Annotated in this window: 16 protein-coding genes; 4 read left to right on the plus strand and 12 right to left on the minus strand. The window is 55.8% G+C overall.

Features of this window, described 5'->3' with window-relative positions; all coding sequences use genetic code 11:
• Positions 1–2: 2 nt before the first annotated feature.
• A complete protein-coding gene (gene phoQ / locus FBY13_RS17630) occupies positions 3–1,469 on the plus strand; it encodes a two-component system sensor histidine kinase PhoQ (RefSeq protein WP_063881149.1) in 1,467 nt (488 codons plus the stop codon).
• Positions 1,470–1,526: 57 nt separating this feature from the next.
• Positions 1,527–2,651 (plus strand): cupin domain-containing protein, encoded by a 1,125-nt coding sequence (locus FBY13_RS17635; protein ID WP_145394771.1) that lies wholly within the window; start codon positions 1,527–1,529, stop codon positions 2,649–2,651.
• Positions 2,652–2,718: 67 nt separating this feature from the next.
• Here the strand turns inward: FBY13_RS17635 and pepT are convergent, their stop codons facing one another.
• From pepT to lolC, 5 genes are all read right to left on the minus strand, one after another.
• Positions 2,719–3,948 (minus strand): peptidase T, encoded by a 1,230-nt coding sequence (gene pepT / locus FBY13_RS17640; RefSeq protein ID WP_063879101.1) that lies wholly within the window; start codon positions 3,946–3,948, stop codon positions 2,719–2,721.
• Positions 3,949–4,355: 407 nt separating this feature from the next.
• Positions 4,356–5,189, minus strand: a complete 834-nt coding sequence (gene cobB / locus FBY13_RS17645) for a Sir2 family NAD+-dependent deacetylase (protein WP_063879100.1) — start codon at positions 5,187–5,189, stop codon at positions 4,356–4,358.
• Positions 5,190–5,334: 145 nt separating this feature from the next.
• Positions 5,335–6,579: a lipoprotein-releasing ABC transporter permease subunit LolE gene (lolE, locus tag FBY13_RS17650; protein WP_063879099.1), complete on the minus strand. Its 1,245-nt coding sequence runs from the start codon at positions 6,577–6,579 to the stop codon at positions 5,335–5,337.
• On the minus strand, positions 6,579–7,283 hold the full coding sequence (lolD, locus tag FBY13_RS17655) for a lipoprotein-releasing ABC transporter ATP-binding protein LolD (protein ID WP_063879098.1): 705 nt from the start codon (positions 7,281–7,283) through the stop codon (positions 6,579–6,581). The genes lolE and lolD overlap by 1 nt, the downstream gene beginning before the upstream one ends.
• Positions 7,276–8,475, minus strand: coding sequence for a lipoprotein-releasing ABC transporter permease subunit LolC (gene lolC, locus FBY13_RS17660; RefSeq protein WP_109716089.1), 1,200 nt, complete (start codon positions 8,473–8,475; stop codon positions 7,276–7,278). Before lolC ends, lolD begins: the two co-directional genes overlap by 8 nt.
• Before the next feature lie 408 nt (positions 8,476–8,883).
• On the opposite strand from lolC, the gene mfd reads away from it, so the two are divergent.
• Entirely contained in the window at positions 8,884–12,333 is a 3,450-nt protein-coding gene (gene mfd, locus FBY13_RS17665; protein ID WP_145394772.1) for a transcription-repair coupling factor, read from the plus strand.
• Between the two features lie 146 nt (positions 12,334–12,479).
• Here mfd and FBY13_RS17670 read toward each other — a convergent pair whose 3' ends face one another.
• Positions 12,480–12,947 (minus strand): carboxymuconolactone decarboxylase family protein, encoded by a 468-nt coding sequence (locus FBY13_RS17670; RefSeq protein ID WP_145394774.1) that lies wholly within the window; start codon positions 12,945–12,947, stop codon positions 12,480–12,482.
• A 108-nt stretch (positions 12,948–13,055) separates the two neighbouring features.
• On the opposite strand from FBY13_RS17670, the gene FBY13_RS17675 reads away from it, so the two are divergent.
• Positions 13,056–13,487 (plus strand): MarR family winged helix-turn-helix transcriptional regulator, encoded by a 432-nt coding sequence (locus tag FBY13_RS17675; protein ID WP_255474504.1) that lies wholly within the window; start codon positions 13,056–13,058, stop codon positions 13,485–13,487.
• 208 nt (positions 13,488–13,695) lie between these two features.
• On the opposite strand, the gene FBY13_RS17680 is transcribed toward FBY13_RS17675, so the two are convergent.
• From FBY13_RS17680 to lpoB, 6 genes are all read right to left on the minus strand, one after another.
• Positions 13,696–14,238: a glycine zipper 2TM domain-containing protein gene (locus tag FBY13_RS17680; RefSeq protein ID WP_063879093.1), complete on the minus strand. Its 543-nt coding sequence runs from the start codon at positions 14,236–14,238 to the stop codon at positions 13,696–13,698.
• A gap of 287 nt (positions 14,239–14,525) precedes the next feature.
• Positions 14,526–15,830, minus strand: a complete 1,305-nt coding sequence (locus FBY13_RS17685; protein WP_074181004.1) for an NAD(P)/FAD-dependent oxidoreductase — start codon at positions 15,828–15,830, stop codon at positions 14,526–14,528.
• Positions 15,831–16,041: 211 nt separating this feature from the next.
• Complete coding sequence (ycfP, locus tag FBY13_RS17690; RefSeq protein ID WP_063879092.1) at positions 16,042–16,584, minus strand: alpha/beta hydrolase YcfP; 543 nt, start codon at positions 16,582–16,584, stop codon at positions 16,042–16,044.
• Between the two features lie 51 nt (positions 16,585–16,635).
• A complete protein-coding gene (nagZ, locus tag FBY13_RS17695; RefSeq protein WP_145394778.1) occupies positions 16,636–17,676 on the minus strand; it encodes a beta-N-acetylhexosaminidase in 1,041 nt (346 codons plus the stop codon).
• A 31-nt stretch (positions 17,677–17,707) separates the two neighbouring features.
• Positions 17,708–18,520 (minus strand): thiamine kinase, encoded by an 813-nt coding sequence (thiK, locus tag FBY13_RS17700; RefSeq protein ID WP_145394780.1) that lies wholly within the window; start codon positions 18,518–18,520, stop codon positions 17,708–17,710.
• Positions 18,504–19,100: a penicillin-binding protein activator LpoB gene (gene lpoB / locus FBY13_RS17705; protein ID WP_145394782.1), complete on the minus strand. Its 597-nt coding sequence runs from the start codon at positions 19,098–19,100 to the stop codon at positions 18,504–18,506. The genes thiK and lpoB overlap by 17 nt, the downstream gene beginning before the upstream one ends.

Below are 19,100 nucleotides of genomic sequence, written 5' to 3' on the forward strand. Positions count from 1 at the left end.
TGATGTCGTGGTTTAAACGCTATCGCCCTATCTCGCTGCGGACGCGCTTCTTACTGGCCTCCGCAGCCATTGTATTAATCCTCTCCCTTTCTTATGGCATGGTTGCGGTCATTGGTTACGTGGTGAGTTTTGATAAAACCACCTATCGCGTCATGCGCGGCGAGAGCAATTTATTTTTTACCCTGGCACAGTGGAAAGATAATAAGCTCACCATCGCCCAGCCTGAGCGCACCATGCTCAATTTCCCCACCCTGGTGTTTATTTACGATGAACATGGCAAGCTGCTCTGGCAACAGCGCGATGTGCCGGAAATTCGTGAAAAGATCCAACCCGAATGGCTGTTAAAGCCCGATTTTTATGAAATAGACACCAGCACCAGTACCAGCCGGGCCGCCATGGGCGATAACCTTAGCGCGCAGCAGCAGCTTCATGCCTGGGATAATGACGACGACGATCAGGACACCTTTACCCACTCGGTGGCGGTAAACCGTTATGACGCCACGACAAACCTGCCCGCCTTAACCATTGTGGTGGTCGATACCATTCCGCAGGAGCTTCAGCATTCCGATGTGGTCTGGTCATGGTTCAGCTATGTGCTGGCGGCTAACCTGATTTTAATCGTGCCGTTACTCTGGCTGGCGGCACACTGGAGTTTGCGTCCGATTGGGCACTTAACGCTTCAGGTGCGCGAGCTGGAAACCGGGCAGCGTGAAAACCTGGACGATAATCCGCCGCAGGAGTTACGCTCGCTGGTACGCAACCTTAACCTGTTGCTGACCAATGAGCGTCAGCGTTACACCCGCTACCGCACGACGCTGGCTGACTTAACCCACAGTCTGAAAACCCCGCTGGCGGTGTTACAGAGTACGCTGCGTTCGCTGCGCGGGGGTAAAGAGCTGACGGTGGAAAAGGCCGAGCCGATCATGCTGGAACAGATCAGCCGCATTTCGCAGCAGGTAGGATATTACCTGCACCGTGCCAGCATGCAGGCCGATCACAATCCCCTGCAGCGCGATCTGCATTCGGTATCAGGTTTGCTGGACAGCCTGTGTTCGGCCCTGAACAAGGTTTATCAGCGCAAAGGCGTGGAAATCACCCTTGATATCTCGCCGGAAACCACCTTTTTCGGCGACCAAAATGATTTTATGGAAGTGCTGGGTAACGTGTTGGATAACGCCTGCAAATACTGTCTGGAATTTATCGAAGTCAGCGCCCATCAAACCGAGCACGCCTTGCACCTTTATATTGATGATGACGGTCCGGGCATTCCTGAGAGCAAACGCGACATGATTTTTGTGCGCGGGCAGCGTGCGGATACCTTGCGTCCCGGTCAGGGGCTGGGGCTGGCGGTGGTGCGCGATATTCTCGAACAGTACGCCGGTAAGGTTATCGCCTCCAGCAGTCCGTTGGGCGGTGCCCGCATGGAAGTGGTGTTTGAGCGTCAGGAAATGGAACATCGCCGCGAGTAGTTCAGGCTATGGGCTGTTATACTGGCAGGTATTTACAGCCCTTAGCGGAATCTCTTTATGGATTATCAGCTCGATCTCAACTGGCCCGATTTTATTCAGCGTTACTGGCAAAAACGCCCGGTGGTGCTGAAGCGTGGCTTCAAGAACTTTATCGATCCCCTCTCGCCTGATGAACTGGCGGGATTAGCCATGGAAAATGAGGTCGACAGCCGTCTGGTCAGCCAGCAAAACGGCAAGTGGCAGGTCAGCCACGGTCCGTTTGAAAGTTATGATCACCTCGGTGAAAACAACTGGTCACTGCTGGTACAGGCGGTGAATCACTGGCATGAGCCTTCCGCCGCGCTGATGCGTCCTTTCCGCTTTCTGCCGGACTGGCGTTTAGACGATCTGATGATCTCCTTCTCGGTACCCGGCGGTGGCGTTGGCCCCCACTTTGACCAGTATGATGTCTTTATCATTCAGGGCACCGGCCGTCGCCGCTGGCGGGTCGGGGAAAAAGTACCGCTGAAACAGCACTGTCCTCATCCAGACCTGCTTCAGGTTGAGCCGTTTGACGCCATCATCGATGAAGAGATGGAACCGGGCGATATTCTGTATATTCCACCGGGGTTCCCGCATGAAGGCTACTCGCTGGAAAATGCCCTGAATTACTCGGTCGGTTTCCGCGCACCAAGCGGGCGTGAGCTGATTAGCGGCTTTGCCGATTACGCGCTGGCGAATGAACTGGGCAGCCTGCGTTACAGCGATCCGGATGTGCCCACGCGTGATTGCCCGTCGCTGATTCTGCCGCAGGAGGTTGAAGGCCTGCGCAAAGTGATGCTGGATGTCGTGAATCAGCCGGAACACTTTGAGCAATGGTTAGGTGAGTTTATTTCACAGTCCCGTCATGAACTCGACGTGGCACCGCCAGAACCGCCTTACCAGCCGGATGAGATCTACGATGCGCTGCAGCAGGGTGATGTCCTGTCTCGCCTTGGCGGCTTACGTGTTCTGACGCTGGGCAGTGCCGTTTATATCAACGGTGAACGAGTTGAGTGCGCGCACCCGGCCGTGATGACCGTGCTGGCACATAACCATGAAATCGCCCTTGCGGATCTGGGTGATGCGCTGGACGATCCTGCCGTGCTGGCACAGATCGCTGGCCTGGTGAACGCCGGTTACTGGTTTTTTAGCGCCGAATAAGCCCTCGTCCGTTACGACGGATGTAAAGGCCGCGTTGTTCCATTCAGGACAGCGCGGCCTTTTTTATTCAGGCTTTTTTCTGTCCCGCCAGCTCGGCCAGACGGACAATCACATCCACCGACTGCGCCATAATATTCAGCGAGGCAAATTCATGTTTGCCGTGATAGTTGTAGCCACCGGTAAACAGGTTAGGACAAGGTAGCCCTTTCCATGACAGCGACGAACCGTCTGTGCCGCCACGAATCGGTTTCACCACCGGCTCGATGCCACAGTCGCGCATCGCCTGCAGCGCCAGCTCAATGATATGCGGGAAAGGTTCGACTTTTTCGCGCATGTTGCGATAGCTGTTGCTGATCTCCACGGTAACAGAGCAGTCCGGATGTAATCCCTTGTTAATGTCAGCCGCCACCTGTTGCAGCGTGTTTTTGCGCTGTTCGAAGGCTTCAGTATCGAAATCACGGATGATGTAGTGCATTTCAGCATGCTCGACCGTGCCCTTCATCTGGTGCAAATGAAAGAAGCCCTCATAACCGTCCGTGCACTCCGGTTTCTCGCCAGCAGGCAGCGCGGCATTGAAACGGGTTGCCAGCTCCAGCGCGTTAACCATCACGTTTTTAGCGGAGCCGGGGTGGACGTTATTACCGACCACTTTGACCAACGCCGAGGCGGCATTGAAGTTTTCGTATTCGAACTCGCCCACATCGCTGCCGTCAACGGTATAAGCCCAGTCAGCCGCAAAGCCTTCGACATCGAAATGCGATGTCCCACGACCAATTTCTTCGTCCGGCGTAAAGGCGACACGAATCGCGCCATGCGGAATATCGCTTTCTGCCAGCCGCGCCATCGCCGTCATAATCTCTGCAATACCGGCTTTGTCATCGGCACCCAGCAGCGTTTTACCGTCGGTGGTAATCAGCGTGTGTCCGATCAACTTATGCAATACCGGAAACATCACTGGCGACAGCACTTCATCGCCATTCCCCAGCGCAATATCGCCGCCCCGGTAATTTTCGATGATCTGCGGATTGACATTTTTCGCGGTAAAATCCGGCGACGTGTCCATGTGTGAAATAAAACCGATAACCGGCGTTGGCCAGTCAACGTTTGCCGGTAATGTGCCCATCACGCAGCAGTGATCGCTCAGGCTCACATCCACAAAGCCCAACGCCAGTAGCTCTTCCTGCAGCTGACGGGCCAGCATCCATTGCCCTTCGCTGCTGGGCACCTGACGCGCCTGAGGTTTCGCCTGAGTTTCCACTGCCACATAACGCAAAAAGCGTTCAAGTAATTGCTTCATATATCATCCTTAAAAATTGCCGCCAATTATTATTAACAGACGGGCAAGAGGTCGCGTTGCGTCAAATCATTATCGTTCAGGTTAGCCCTGCTGCGGCAAATTAAGAATGCCAACGGGCATAAAAAACCCTGCAATGGCTGTTTTTTTGCGGCACGTTGCTCAGGTTTTCCCTCGCCGCAGCCTGTTGAGTGCCAACTGTGCGAAAACAGGGCCGGTTGCACCGCGGGCAGAACGTGAGCTGAACAGGGACAGGTTAAGCGCGGCGTAAACCGAATCATCGCGAGCGATAACAACATGATATGGCGGTATCGCTGAGGCGATCAGGAAAACAGAGAATGACGGAATGCTACCGGAAACGGAATAAACAGCGGGCGAACGGTCCGCTGTTTATTCCGTGGCGTGATGCTTTATTTGTGTAGCCCGTGCAACAGTTTATGTACAAAGGCAGGCACCACGTCGCTGGCCAGCCCATAGTGACTTTCGGCAAATTCATTGCCAACCAGGCTGGGCTCCAGGTTCAGCTCTACCGTATGGGCGCCCTGCAGTTTTGCCTCGTGGACAAACCCGGCGGCCGGATAGACATGGCCCGAGGTGCCAATGGCGATAAACAGGTTCGCCTGCTCCAGCGCCTGGTAGATCGCTTCCATGCCGAGCGGCATTTCACCAAACCAGACGACGTGCGGACGCAGCACCGAGGGAAACTGACAGCAGGTGCAGCGATCGTCTGGCGTCACATCCTCCTGCCAGTCGATAACCTGACCACTGCTGGCACAGCGCACTTTTAAGAGTTCACCGTGCATATGCAGCACGCGGCTGTTGCCCGCGCGCTCGTGCAAATTATCGATATTCTGCGTGACCAGCAGAAAATTATCGCCCAGCACCTGCTCCAGCTCGGCCAGCGCCAGATGGGCGGCATTGGGTTGAATTTCCGGCTGCTGTAACTGCTGGCGGCGAGCGTTATAAAAACGCTGGACCAGGGCCGGATCGCGCCGGAAGCCTTCTGGCGTGGCGACATCTTCAACCCGGTGTTCTTCCCACAATCCGTCGGCGGCACGAAACGTGTTAATGCCCGATTCTGCAGATATCCCAGCACCCGTTAAGACAACGATTCGCGGCAACGGGTGCGCCGCCAGCTCGGCCTGGCGATCGCGTTCGAAAATACGCTGACGAAAGCGCTGATGCACTTTCCGGCGCGTTTTCTTCAGGCGGGCAAGTCGTAAACGGCGACGAGGTGTACGCATAAAGTCTCCTGGTGCGGTCGCAAAAAAAAAGCCACCGCGGGTCAATATATTTAGGGCAATCGGGCCCGGTGATCGGTGTAACGTTAATTCGCCCTGCTGTCAGCGCGGATCAGTCATGCGACGCCCAGGGTGCCGCATGACGCGCTTACTGTCCGCTCAGCACGCGAGCGGGATCGATACGACTGGCGCGCCGCGCCGGATACCAACTCGCCAGCAGGCTTAGCACAATAGCGGTAATCAGCACCGAAAACACGTCCAGCCAGTGTAATTCAGACGGCAGGAAGTCGATGAAGTAGATATCGCCCGCTAACAAATGGTGACCGGTCAGGGATTCCAGCCCTTTCATCAGCGAAGTGAGGTTGAGCGCCACCAGCACGCCGACCACCACACCGCTTACGCTACCCAGTAAGCCTGCCAGCAGGCCGTACCAGATAAAAATGGCGCGGATCAGCCCGTCTTTGGCACCCAGCGTGCGCAGTACGGCAATGTCGCTACTCTTGTCTTTCACCGCCATAACCAGCGTGGAAACGATGTTGAAACAGGCAACGCCAATCACCAGCACCATCGCCAGATACATGATGGCGCGAATCATTTGGATATCGCGGTACATATAGCCGTAGGTGCCAATCCAGCTTTTGATATAGACGTAAGAGTGCGTCACTTCTCCGGCCGCCCGTACCAGTTTTGACGCCTGGAAGGGATCGTTCATTTTCAGGGCAATGCCGGTGACGCTGTCGCCCATATCCAGATATTGCTGTGCGTCAGCAAGCGGCACTAAGGCCAGGCTGTGATCCAACATGCCGCTCAGCTGCAGAATGCCGCTGACCTGCAGCCGGATACGCTTGGGCTGCAGGAGCTTATTATCGCCATCATTATTCGGGATCATGATGGTGATCCAGTCGCCCTGCTTAACGTTAAGCGCCTGCGCAATGCCGCCACCCAGGATGATTTGCTTTTTACCCGGCGCAAAGGTCGACCAGGCATTGTCAGTGACAAACTGCGGAAGCGCGCTTAAACGCGGCTCCTGTGCGGGATCAACCCCTTTCACCTGCAGCGCTTCCATTTTTGCGCCACTTTCAATCAGTCCGGTAAAGTTAATGTAGGGTGCTGCCGCCGCAATGCCGGGAACCTGCTCAATGGGCGCAATCATCGACTGCCAGCGCTGAAAAGGCTGATTGACGGCTTCGATTTCACCGTGCGGCACGACGGCCAGAATGCGCTTGTTTAGCTCACGCTCAAATCCGTTCATGGCGCTGAGACCAATGATCAATACCGCCACGCCCAGCGCAATCCCGATGGTTGAAATAACGGAGATCAGTGAAACCATTCCTCCCCGACGGCGGCCACGGCTAAAACGCAGCCCCAACAGCAGCGATAACGACGATCCCATCAGACAGCTCCTGCAAGGATGATCCGGTCGCTTAACTGACCGTCACGCATCTCCATCTGCCGCGACATGCGTTTCGCCAGATGCAGATCGTGCGTCACCACCAGAAACGCGGTGCCCTGACGCACATTCAACTCACCTAAGAGTTCGAAAATAGCATCGGCGTTGCGGGCATCCAGGTTACCGGTCGGCTCATCGGCCATGACCAGGCGCGGGCGGTTAACCAGTGCACGGGCGATAGCCACGCGCTGGCGTTCTCCCCCGGAGAGTTCTGACGGGCGATGCGCCGCACGATGTTCCAGCCCCACGGCCGCCAGCATCTCCCGCGCGCGGGTTTGCGCTTCGCCTTTGGTCACTTTGCCAATCAGTAACGGCATCGCGACATTTTCCAGCGCGGTAAAGTCCGGCAACAGATGGTGGAACTGATAGATAAACCCGAGTTCGCGGTTGCGCAGCTCCGCTTTGGCAGACGATGACATACCGTTCAGTGAGCGACCGTCAAACACCACTTCGCCCGAGGTGGGCGCATCCAGCCCGCCCAGCAGGTGCAACAAGGTGCTTTTCCCTGAACCCGAACTGCCGACAATCGCCATCAGTTCACCGGGTTGCACATCAAAGGTCACATTGCGCAGCACGTCGGTCTGCACGCTGCCTTCCTGATAGCGTTTGCACAGGTCACGGCACTGCAACAAAGGAGAGTTACTCATAGCGTAAAGCCTCAGCGGGTTGGACGGCGGCAGCGCGCCATGAAGGGTAAAGCGTAGAAAGCAGCGCAATAATCATTGCACTAAAGGCGATAGTGACGACCTGCCACACATTAATATCGACGGGCAGCGCCGCGCCATCCAGGAACAGGCCAATGACCGGCATCAGATGATTAAGCTGGCTGGCTAACAGCACGCCAAGCAGCGCACCGAGCAGCGTGCCGATAATGCCGGCGCTGGCACCCTGCACCATAAAGACGGCGACAATCTGACGACGGGTTAATCCCTGCGTTTGCAGGATAGCGACTTCGCCCTGCTTCTCCATAATCAGCAGGCCCAGCGAGGTAATAATGTTAAAGGCGGCAACGGCAATGATCAGGCTCAGCAGCAGCCCCATCATATTTTTCTCCATGCGCACGGCCTGGAACAGGTCCCCTTTGCGTTCGCGCCAGTCCTTCCACACCATGCCAGGCGGTAAGGCCTGCTGAGTGACGCTGTCAACCTGTAACGGTTTATCCAGCCACAGCCGCCAGCCGGTAATGTTCCCCGCCGGATAACGCATGATGCGTGAGGCATCCTGCTGATTAACCAGAATCTGGTAACCATCGACTTCACTGTTAGCCGCATAGGTTCCGGCAACGGTAAACAGACGCTGGCTCGGTACGCGGCCCATCGGTGTAAACTGACTGACGGACGGCACCATCAAGCGCAGCATGTCACCCCGTTTGACGCCCAGTTGCGAGGCCAGCTGTTCACCCAGAATCACCTTGTATTGCCCCGGCTGTAGCACGCTTTGCTGCGTGTTCACGAGGTAAGGCGTCAGCGGGTCTTTTTCATCCGGCTGAATGCCTAACATCACGCCAACCGAAACGCTGTGTGAGCTTTGCAACACCACGTTCGCCGTGGTTAACGGCGCGATGCGGTTAATCCCCTTAAGCTTCAGGTCGGATGCCGGGAATTGTTGAGGATTAATGCTGCCTTTGTCGCTGGTCACCAGCGCCTGCGGCATCAGGCCCAGGATGTTGCCCTCAAGCTCTCGCTCGAAACCATTCATCACAGACAGCACAGTAATCATTGCCAGCACGCCAAGCGTGATACCAATGGTGGAGAGCCAGGAGACAAAGCGACCGAAACGGTCTGCAGCTCTTCCGCGCATGTAGCGCAGACCGATAAATAGCGCGACAGGTTGATACATGGAATCCAATGTACAGTTGCTGGAAAATAAGTAGAGAGGATGATAAAGGAGCGGCTCACTTTATGAAACCTCTAACCCTCTGAGTCTGCTGCAAAGTTGTATCAGAATAGGTTATCAGCGGGTTGATGCACAGGATTAGCCTATAAAGATGATGTTAATCGTACGATGATGCAGCGTGAGAGCCGATATAATCATTACCGTAAAGAGATGACGGCAATGAACGTTACTCTGATGTACCCGTTTGACTTTCCTGCGAACGTTGTTCGCAAAAAAGATTTACACACAGCAACCCTTTAGTCACGCCTGCTTTAAGGCGAAGCGGTAGAAAAAATCTCCCGCAGAGGTGATCCCCATGGCGTATTATGGAATGATTACGCCCTGGTAAAAATGGAGCAACCTCGAGATCTCATGTCCGAACCGACTCGCTATACCCTGCCCGTGAAATCTGGCGATCACCGCCAGCTCGGCCAGCTGACTGGCGCTGCGCACGCGGTTGAGTGTGCCAGCATTACCGAGCGCCATGCTGGTCCGGTGTTAATGATCACACCCGATACACAAACCGCCCTGCATCTGCTGGACGAGATCCGTCAGTTTACCGACTTGCCGGTCGCGCATCTCGCGGACTGGGAGACGCTGCCCTACGACAGCTTCTCGCCGCATCAGGACATCATTTCGGCACGCCTTTCCACCCTGTACCAACTGCCCACCCTGCAGCGCGGCATGCTGATTATGCCGGTGAACACGCTGATGCAGCGCGTTTGTCCGCACAGCTACCTGCACGGTCATGCACTGGTCATGCAACAGGGCCAGAAACTGTCACGCGATCGCCTGCGCGATCAGCTTGAGCAGGCGGGTTATCGCCATGTGGATCAGGTGATGGAGCACGGTGAGTACGCAACCCGTGGTGCTTTACTCGATCTGTTCCCAATGGGCAGCGAGCAACCTTACCGCATTGATTTCTTCGATGACGAAATCGACAGCCTGCGCCTGTTTGACGTCGACAGCCAGCGCACGCTGGAAGCCGTTCCCGCGATTAATCTGCTGCCGGCTCACGAATTTCCCAGCGATAAGAACGCCATTGAGCTGTTCCGCAGCCGCTGGCGTGAAATTTTTGATGTGCGCCGTGAGGCCGAGCATGTTTATCAGCAGGTGAGCAAAGGCACCCTGCCCGCCGGTATCGAGTACTGGCAACCGCTGTTCTTTGAACAGCCTTTACCTTCGTTGTTTAGCTATTTGCCCGACAACACCCTGATTGTTAACTGCGGTGATCTGGAAGGCGGGGCAGAACGATTCTGGAATGATGCCAACGCGCGCTATGAAAATCGCCGTGTTGACCCCATGCGTCCGCTACTTGAGCCTGCCACGCTGTGGCTGCGCCCGGATGCATTAATGGGTGAGCTGAAAGCCTGGCCGCGCATCCGTATGACCCACGACGTTCTGCCAGCGAAAGCTGCCAATACCAACCTTGGTTATGAATCCCTGCCGGATTTATCGGTTCAGGCGCAGGCGAAAGCCCCGCTGGATAACCTGCGCCAGTTCCTGGAGCAGTTCAGCGGCGGTGTGGTGTTCTCCGTGGAAAGCGAAGGTCGCCGCGAAAGCCTGCAAGAGCTACTGGCGCGGATTAAAGTGCGCCCCAAGCCGATTCATCATCTGAATGAAGTCAGCGCTGGGCAGCATACCCTGATGATCGGTGCCAGCGAGCGTGGCTTTGTGGATACACAAGGCAACCTGGCGCTGATTTGTGAAAGCGATCTGTTGGGCGAGCGCATCAGCCGTCGCCGTCAGGATACGCGTCGCACCATTAATCCGGACATATTGATCCGCAACCTTGCGGAGCTGCACCCCGGTCAGCCGGTGGTGCACCTTGAGCATGGCGTGGGGCGCTATATCGGCATGACCACGCTGGAAGCGGGCGGCATACAGGCGGAGTACCTGATGCTCTCCTACGCCAACGATGCCAAGCTGTATGTGCCGGTTTCCTCGCTGCACTTAATCAGCCGCTATGCGGGCGGTGCCGATGAAAACGCGCCGCTGCATAAGCTGGGCAGTGATGCCTGGTCACGCGCCCGCCAGAAAGCCGCCGAGAAAGTGCGTGACGTCGCCGCCGAGCTGCTGGATATTTACGCGCAGCGCGCGGCAAAAACCGGCTATGCGTTTAAGCACGACCGCGAGCAGTACCAGCTCTTCTGCGAAAGCTTCCCGTTTGAAACCACGCCCGACCAGGCCCAGGCCATCAATGCCGTGCTGAGCGATATGTGCCAGCCGCTGGCGATGGATCGTCTGGTGTGCGGCGATGTGGGCTTCGGTAAAACGGAAGTGGCTATGCGTGCCGCCTTCCTGGCGGTAGAAAACAATAAGCAGGTTGCCGTGCTGGTGCCGACCACGCTGCTGGCGCAGCAGCACTATGATAACTTCCGCGACCGTTTCGCCAACTGGCCCGTGCGTATCGAAATGCTGTCCCGCTTCCGCAGCGCCAAAGAGCAGAATCAGATATTGCAGGAAGCCAGCGAAGGCAAGATCGATATTCTTATCGGCACCCATAAGCTGCTGATGAGCGATATCAAGTGGCACGATCTGGGCCTGCTGATTGTGGACGAGGAGCATCGGTTCGGCGTTCGCCACAAAGAACGCATTAAGGCGATGCGCGCCGATGTCGATATCCTGACGCTGACCGCCACGCCCATTCCGCGTACGCTGAATATGGCGATGAGCGGGATGCGCGATCTGTCCATTATCGCCACACCGCCCGCGCGCCGACTCGCGGTAAAAACCTTTGTGCGGGAATATGACGATCTGGTTATCCGTGAGGCGATTCTGCGTGAAGTCCTGCGCGGCGGGCAGGTTTATTACCTGTATAACGATGTCGAAAATATTGAGAAAGCCGCTCAGCGGCTGGCGGAACTGGTACCAGAAGCACGGGTTGCCATCGGTCATGGGCAAATGCGCGAGCGCGACCTGGAGCGGGTGATGAACGACTTCCATCATCAGCGTTTCAATGTCCTGGTGTGTACCACCATTATTGAAACCGGTATTGATATCCCAACCGCCAATACCATTGTGATTGAGCGTGCCGACCACTTCGGGCTGGCGCAGCTGCACCAGTTGCGTGGGCGCGTGGGCCGCTCACACCATCAGGCTTATGCCTGGCTGCTGACCCCGCACCCGAAAGCCATGACAACCGACGCGCAAAAACGTCTGGAAGCCATCGCATCACTGGAGGATCTGGGCGCAGGCTTTGCACTGGCCACGCACGATCTGGAAATTCGTGGTGCCGGGGAACTGTTAGGTGAAGAGCAAAGTGGTCAGATGGAAACCCTGGGCTTTTCACTCTATATGGAACTGCTGGAAAATGCGGTTGATGCCCTGAAAGCGGGTCGGGAACCGTCACTGGAAGATCTCACCAGCAACCAGACGGAAGTCGAATTGCGGATGCCCGCGCTGCTGCCGGAAGACTTTATTCCGGACGTCAACACTCGCCTGTCACTGTATAAACGCATTGCCAGTGCCGAAGCAGAAGATGAGTTGCAGGAACTGAAGGTAGAAATGATTGACCGCTTCGGACTGCTGCCCGATCCGGCCCGTAATCTGCTGGATATCGCTGTATTGCGGATGAAAGCCAAGGCTCTTGGCGTGCGTAAAATCGAAGCCAGCGATAAAGGTGGCTATTTCGATTTCGCGCCGCAGAACTGCGTGGACCCGGCCTGGCTGATCGGCCTGCTGCAAAAAGATGCGCGGCAGTGGAAGCTTGAAGGCCCGACGCGCCTGCGCTTCACCCGTGAACTGGCAGAACGCAAGGTGCGGATGGAGTGGGTGCAGTCGTTTATGTCCCAACTAATGGAAAACCGTATCGCCTCCTAGCCCGCCAGATGGCGAACAGCACCGCAGTGCGTGCATAAAGCCGCCTTAATCAAAGGCGGCTTTTTTTTGCCTGAATTCCCGCGTAGTTATTGAGCCTGTGCGGCTTTCACAGAAATTGCGCGTGTAAGGCGCTGCCCAAATCTTCTTTATCGGGCCAGCGGCGGGGCAAACTGCAGCGCACCTGCGATACGGTTCCAGGCATTGATGGCCCCAATTGCCGAGGTCAGGAACATCACCTCCTGCGGCGTAAACAGGGTGCTGACGTTATCGTACAACGCGTCCGGCACCGGCTGCTGTGACATGAGGGTTAACGCCTCGGTCCATGCCAGCGCCGCCGCTTCACGCTCGGTGTAAATGCCTGCATCGCGCCACGTCGCTACCAGATCGATTTTGGCCGCAGCCAGCCCTGTTTTACGCGCTATGTTGAGATGAAACTGCAGGCAAAAGGCACAGCCATTAAGCTGTGACGCCCGGAGCTTAATCAATTCAGTCAATGACTTATCCAGGCCAGCGTTGTCAACCGCCTTGCCCAGCATGCTCAGGGCAGCGACAACTTCCGGCGCCGCCCGCTCAAACGTGGACCAGTCACTTCGGTTGTGAGAATGCGATGTCATAAATAATCCTGTCTGTTAATATAAGAACTCGAACAACAATATAAGAGTTCTTATATTATGCGCAAGTCAGGATCGCACAATCTGCCGCTGCCAGGCCCCGGAGAAGGTATGCGAGGCACGAAAGGCCACATTGGCTACCTGCTCCGCCAGGCACATGCTGTTCACAAGATACGGATGGAAAATGCCTTAAAAGCCACCGGCCTTACCCTGCCCCAGTTTTCGGTACTGACCATGCTCGCTGCCTATCCGGGTGCATCGGGCGCGGAACTGGCCCGGCTGTCGCTACTGACGCCGCAGACAATGAGCGTGATTGTCAGCAACCTTGAGCGGGCGGGCATGATCCACCGTCGCCCACACGACGAGCATGGCCGAATCCAGATCATTGGTCTTACGGATGACGGATTGCAGGTGCTGGCACGCAGTAAAGCCGCCGTGCAGTCGGCAGAGGCCGGTTTGCTGTCCGGGTTGTCCCCTGAGGATGAGGTGGCCGTGCGGCGCTGGCTGGTTAATGCTGCGACCTTGCCGACTAAAAAGGAGTGAAAGCTGTATTATCCCGGCTGATCCCGCTTCGGCTCATCGCAGAACCGTGCTGGCAACGGTTTTTTAACGCGCCGTGAGGCTGGCGAATCAGGCAACCTTTTCGGTTAACGCACAATCCTCAGCCATAAAAAAAGCGCATCCATGGATGCGCTTTTGAGTTTCATACTGTGCTGTGTGACCGCAATGCGGCAATCTTTGCCCTTGTCCCTTATGCTTTATCGCCGTTCAGGATTAACTGTCCGTTACGGTCTACCGGGATACGCGTACCGGGATCGTTTTCCATCCGGATTTTACCCTGCTGGTCGCCGATCTTGTAGGTGACGTCATAGCCCAGCATTTTTTCTTGTTTGTCGTATACGGTTTTACAACGCTGTTCAGAGGTCGTGTAAGTATCACGATCCTGCATACCGCTCTGAACCTGGTTGCCCGCATAACCGCCCGCAAGCGCACCGGCTACCGTTGCGACGTCGCGTCCACGACCACCGCCAAGCTGATGGCCCAGAACACCACCGGCTACCGCACCCAGAACTGAACCGGCGATACGGTTTTCATCCTGAACAGGACGACGGTGCGTCAGCGTCACGTTACGACACTCCTGACGCGGTTGTTTAATCGATTCTTTAATAGGTGTTGCTGACAGCACCTGTGCGTATTGAGGACCGCGATCAAACACGTTAATGCTTGCTACGGCGGCAACACCCAGTGCCGCTGCCACGCCAATACCGATACCCGCTAACATTGATTTATTCACAGGAAGTTCCTCCTGAAAGTGTTACCGCGCATTCCTGCCGCTGGGATATCCCTTACAGCTCTGGCAGAACCGACGTGCGCGACTCGCCGTTTGGTTGAGATAAGTTTTACAGATGTAAAGCTTTTGCAATATCAGATAATGGGAAGAAAATCGTGCAGGAGGGCTTAGTGCCACCTTTTAGGAGAGTTCTGAGCAGTCGATACAGGCTAAAATACCGCGCTGATTTCATTATCTTCAGGGAAGTTAATAGTGAAATCAGCGGGTTAAAAACAATCTTACTGATGCGTTTAGTGAAGTTTCAAACGGGGACGAATGACCCGGTTAAGGCTGCCTACCACCATCATCAGCCCGGTTTTGATATAACCGTGCAACGCCACCTGGTGCATACGGTAAAGAGAGATATAGACGAACCGGGCAATGCGCCCTTCTATCATCATGGAACCTCGCATCAGATTGCCCATCAGGCTTCCAACGGTGCTAAAGCGTGACAGGGACACCAGCGAACCATGGTCTTTGTAGACATACGCTTTAAGTGGCTTGCCCTGATACTGCAACAGGATGTTATGCAGCGCACAGGAAGCCATCTGGTGAGCGGACTGGGCGCGCGGCGGCACAAATCCCCCACCGGGTAAGGCGCAGGAGGCGCAATCGCCGATAGCGTAGATATCTTCATCCAGGGTGGTCTGGAGCGTCTCTTTCACCACCAGTTGGTTGATGCGGTTGGTTTCCAGTCCGCCGATCGCTTTCATAAAGTCAGGGGCTTTTATGCCCGCCGCCCAGACCATTAAGTCCGCTTCGATAAACTCGCCGCTTTTGGTATTCAGGCCCAACTTTTCCGCGCTGGTCACCATCGTTTGTGTCATTACGCGCACGCCAAGTTTGGACAGCTCCTGATGTGCCGCGGACGAAATGCGCGGCGGCAGGGCTGGCAGAATACGTTCGCCCGCTTCCACCAGCGTGACGTTCAGCGCCTCACTGCCCAGCGCTTTGTAGCCGTAGCTGTGCAGTTGCTTAACCGCATTGTGCAGTTCTGCCGAGAGTTCAACGCCGGTTGCGCCTCCGCCGACAATGGCAATGTTAACCTTCTCTACCGCACCTTCGCTGGCAGAGAATTTCAGGAACAGGTTGAGCATTTCATTATGGAAACGGTGCGCCTGCTGCGGGCTGTCGAGGAAGATGCAGTGATCTTTAACGCCCGGCGTGCCGAAGTCGTTTGAGGTACTGCCCAGCGCCATCACTAACGTGTCGTAAGCCAGCTCGCGCTCAGGCACTAACACTTCGCCCTGAGCGTTGACGACTTCGGCCAACTGGATGACTTTTTTCTCACGGTTGATGTTGGTCAACGAGCCCAGTTGGAACTGAAAACCGTGGTTACGGGCATGCGCCAGATAGCTCAGGGCATCAATGCCTTCATCCATTGATCCGGTCGCCACTTCGTGCAGCAGCGGCTTCCACAGATGGCTGTGGTTACGGTCGACCAGGATAATCTCGGCTTTCTTTTTACGTCCCAGCTTATGCCCTAACTGCGTGGCCATTTCCAGGCCGCCGGCACCACCGCCCACAATAACAATTTTCTTAACAGATGTAGTCAACAAAGACCCCCTTAAATTGTGAACCAAAAGTTAATCAATGGTTAAATTAAACCTTAATAAACATATGGTTGGCGACATAATTTCGCTATCTGCAGGCAGAATAGCATGGCGGGCAGAGTGGAGCCTCAGAAAATTGATGTACATCAAATTTAGCAGACAGTTCCTGGCAGAACCGGTCAGGCGATCGGGCACCGCCTGGGTGCCTGATACGTTAATCCGCAGTTTTGAAGGCTTTCAGACGTTGCAGATGCGGCGAGATGTTGCGGAACTTGTGGCTTTCGCTTTCGTCCCAGACAATCGGATAGTAAGGATCTAACAAGGCAGCGGTGCGCTGGCTGTCGAGAAGCTCATCATGGCGGGATAAAATCGTCAGGCAGCGGTCACGGTTGCGTTCACGAAAGTCACTCACGCACTTGGTGGCGATATCCTGGTACTCTTCCGGCCGGTCTATTTTGCCTTCCATATTTTCATGTGGGAACAGATTGGGATTGAAAACGGCCTGGCGAATCGCACATAAAAAACCAATTCGCTCTGACCAGTATCCGCCCAGTCCGACACCACAGATAAGCGGGCTTGGGTCATCGCTCAGGCTGAGGATTTTATCGGTTTCTTTGAGCAGAAACTGCATGTCATGTTTGGGATGACGCGTACTGTAACTAATGAGCCTGACATCGGGGTCAATAAACTGCAGTTGCAGCACTTTTTCATGGTTGCCCGGACTTGAGGAGTCAAAACCGTGGAGATAAATAATCATGGTTATCCTTAAGGGTCATCATGCCGGGCAACCTGTGTTTACCGCCTGGCGTTACAAGGCTGCTTTATGCGCCAGCCAGCGTTCCTGCAATGCACTCAACTGCTGTGCATTGTGTTTCCAGCGGCTACTGGCCTTCAGGCTGTCCCGGCTAAAGGTGCCCCGATGGTACAACTGCACAACCGGTTCCGCCTCGATCAAGGTCAAATTATCCATTACGCTCACCGCGCCCTGGCGATCGTTACAGACCAGAATCATGTCGCAGCCAGCAGACAGCGACTGCTGTGCACGCTCAGCATAGCTGCCCATTACCGCCGCACCTTCCATTGAGAGATCGTCAGAGAAAATCACGCCCTTGAAACCCAGCTCCTGGCGTAGCACCGTTTTCAGCCAGTAAGGCGAGCCGCTGGCAGGCAGCGGATCGGCTTCTGTATAGATCACATGCGCGGGCATTATGGCGTCCAGCGCCTGCTCACTAATCAGCGTGCGGAATATCGCCATGTCGTGCTCACGCAGTACGGCTTCACTGCGGTCATCACGCGGCGTCTCTTTATGGGAATCTGCGCTGACCGCCCCGTGACCAGGAAAATGCTTCCCGGTGGTTTTCATCCCCGCCTCATGCATACCGGCAATAAAACGTCGCGCCATCGCCAGCGCAATAGCCGGATCTTCATGGAAAGCGCGGTCGCCGATGGCGGCGCTGATATGGCCGATGTCCAGCACCGGGGCAAAGCTGATATCAATGTCCATGGCGATCATTTCGGCCGCCATCTGCCAGCCAGCCTGCTGAGCCAGCTCGCCTGCCGTGGTCATATCATTGAGCGCCGCAAAAGACTGCATGGCTGGCAACTGAGTAAAATCGTCACGAAAACGCTGTACGCGGCCGCCTTCCTGGTCCACCGCCACCACCAGACGTGTGTGCGAGGCCGCACGAATCTGACGCACCAGTTCCGCCAACTGAGCGGGATCGTGATAGTTACGGGCGAATAATATCAGTCCCCCCACCAGCGGATGGCGGAGGATCTCGCGCTCTTCCGCATCCAGTTCGAAACCTTCAACGTCCAGCATTAAGGGGCCGGGAAAACGTGTTGTCATAACCTGAATCCTGTCTCTCGGCGTAACGCCGTTAAATCTGTGACCAGCTCTGTTGAGCCAGCTGTTGTAAATGCTCATCGCCACTCTGTTCAGCGCGCAGTTGATACCAACTGGCCATTAACAGATGCAGCCAGGGCTGCCAGCGTGAAACCTGCCGCTGCAGTGAGGCCAGCGGTAACTGCATGAGCGCCGCATAGTCACGCAGCCAGTAGATCTGTTGAGTCGGGTCCGACAAACAGACGGCGGCCAGCTCAAGCGCCACATCGCCGTCTGCGGCATATTCCCAGTCAATGAGGTGCAGCCCCTGTTCTGACTGAATCAGGTTAGCAGGATGCACGTCCATATGCAGAGGAGCAAGCCGTAATGGCCGCGGCTCGCCTTGCTGCGTTAGCCGTTGTAGCTGACGCAACCAGCGGTGTTGTCGCTGCTGGCAACGCTGCCAGTATTGCCAGAGCAAGGGCAACAGAGATAAACGATAACCGGTGAGCGGCTGCTGATGAAGCTGTTGCAGTAGCGCAAGGACCTGACGCCGCCCGGCACGAAACCCGGCATCGCTCATGACCTCGCCCTCCTGCCAGGGCAGAATAATGCCATGGCGGTTAGCTGCCAGCGGAGCCTGCACCAGACCGCTGCGCCGTAATTTACGCAGTAGCCGCCCTTCGCGCTGGCGATTAACAAAAGGTATCGGCGGCTGTGGCGCCGGACGGAGAAGACGTCGTCCCTGCTGAGTGACGATGTGACAGCTCTGCCCGGTTAATCCCGCTAACGGCGTTACAGTGACCTGTTGCTCACCGATGGTTGCTGTTATCAGTTGCAGAAACGCCGCATTAATTCTGGGCGACACCGTCACCAGACCAGATAATTTCGCCCGTCTGTACCAGCATGAGCTGCATCTGTAAGGTCGGTGCTTTTACGTCGCCCTTCGCCGTGCTGTAAAGCACGTACTGTGCGTTCAGGTTACGGGCCAGGCCAATCGCTTTACTGCGCGAGTTCAGGCTGTCGTCCGGCGACAGCCCCAGCGTTTGTTTCGCCTGCGCCAGTTGTTCTGATGACACCAGGCTGAACTTACCGTTGTTATTCAGCGCGTTCTGAATAGCGTTCGTTGCCTTTTCACCCTGCAACGCACCATTGGTGCTGTTTTTGATGCGATCGACCAGCAACACGCTGCCCGGTGTAACGGTGGCGGCACGGACCATCTGCGCAACCAACGGCTCAACGCTGGCATCCCAGTTAATGGTCACCAGCTTAGGCGGTTGTGGAACAGGTTGCGGTTGCTGTACCGGTTGTTCCGGCTGAGGAACAGGCTGAACCGGCTCCACAGGCTGAGTGGGTTCAACGGGGGCAGGTTGCTGCTGTTTTAGCACGCAGCCAGAAAGAATAAGCGCCATCAACAGCGCGCCAGTACGATTAATACTGCGAATCAC

Source organism: Pantoea sp. SJZ147 (genome assembly GCF_007828605.1).
GTDB lineage: Bacteria > Pseudomonadota > Gammaproteobacteria > Enterobacterales > Enterobacteriaceae > Pantoea > Pantoea allii.

Excerpts from the sequence above, each read along its gene's own strand:
- cobB (WP_063879100.1), bottom strand. The coding sequence starts at position 5,189 with ATGCGTACACCTCGTCGCCGTTTACGACTTGCCCGCCTGAAGAAAACG.
- phoQ (WP_063881149.1), top strand. The coding sequence starts at position 3 with ATGTCGTGGTTTAAACGCTATCGCCCTATCTCGCTGCGGACGCGCTTC.
- FBY13_RS17635 (WP_145394771.1), top strand. The coding sequence starts at position 1,527 with ATGGATTATCAGCTCGATCTCAACTGGCCCGATTTTATTCAGCGTTAC.
- FBY13_RS17675 (WP_255474504.1), top strand. The coding sequence starts at position 13,056 with ATGCGAGGCACGAAAGGCCACATTGGCTACCTGCTCCGCCAGGCACAT.
- nagZ (WP_145394778.1), bottom strand. The coding sequence starts at position 17,676 with ATGACAACACGTTTTCCCGGCCCCTTAATGCTGGACGTTGAAGGTTTC.
- ycfP (WP_063879092.1), bottom strand. The coding sequence starts at position 16,584 with ATGATTATTTATCTCCACGGTTTTGACTCCTCAAGTCCGGGCAACCAT.
- FBY13_RS17670 (WP_145394774.1), bottom strand. The coding sequence starts at position 12,947 with ATGACATCGCATTCTCACAACCGAAGTGACTGGTCCACGTTTGAGCGG.
- pepT (WP_063879101.1), bottom strand. The coding sequence starts at position 3,948 with ATGAAGCAATTACTTGAACGCTTTTTGCGTTATGTGGCAGTGGAAACT.
- lolE (WP_063879099.1), bottom strand. The coding sequence starts at position 6,579 with ATGGGATCGTCGTTATCGCTGCTGTTGGGGCTGCGTTTTAGCCGTGGC.
- lolD (WP_063879098.1), bottom strand. The coding sequence starts at position 7,283 with ATGAGTAACTCTCCTTTGTTGCAGTGCCGTGACCTGTGCAAACGCTAT.
- lolC (WP_109716089.1), bottom strand. The coding sequence starts at position 8,475 with ATGTATCAACCTGTCGCGCTATTTATCGGTCTGCGCTACATGCGCGGA.
- mfd (WP_145394772.1), top strand. The coding sequence starts at position 8,884 with ATGTCCGAACCGACTCGCTATACCCTGCCCGTGAAATCTGGCGATCAC.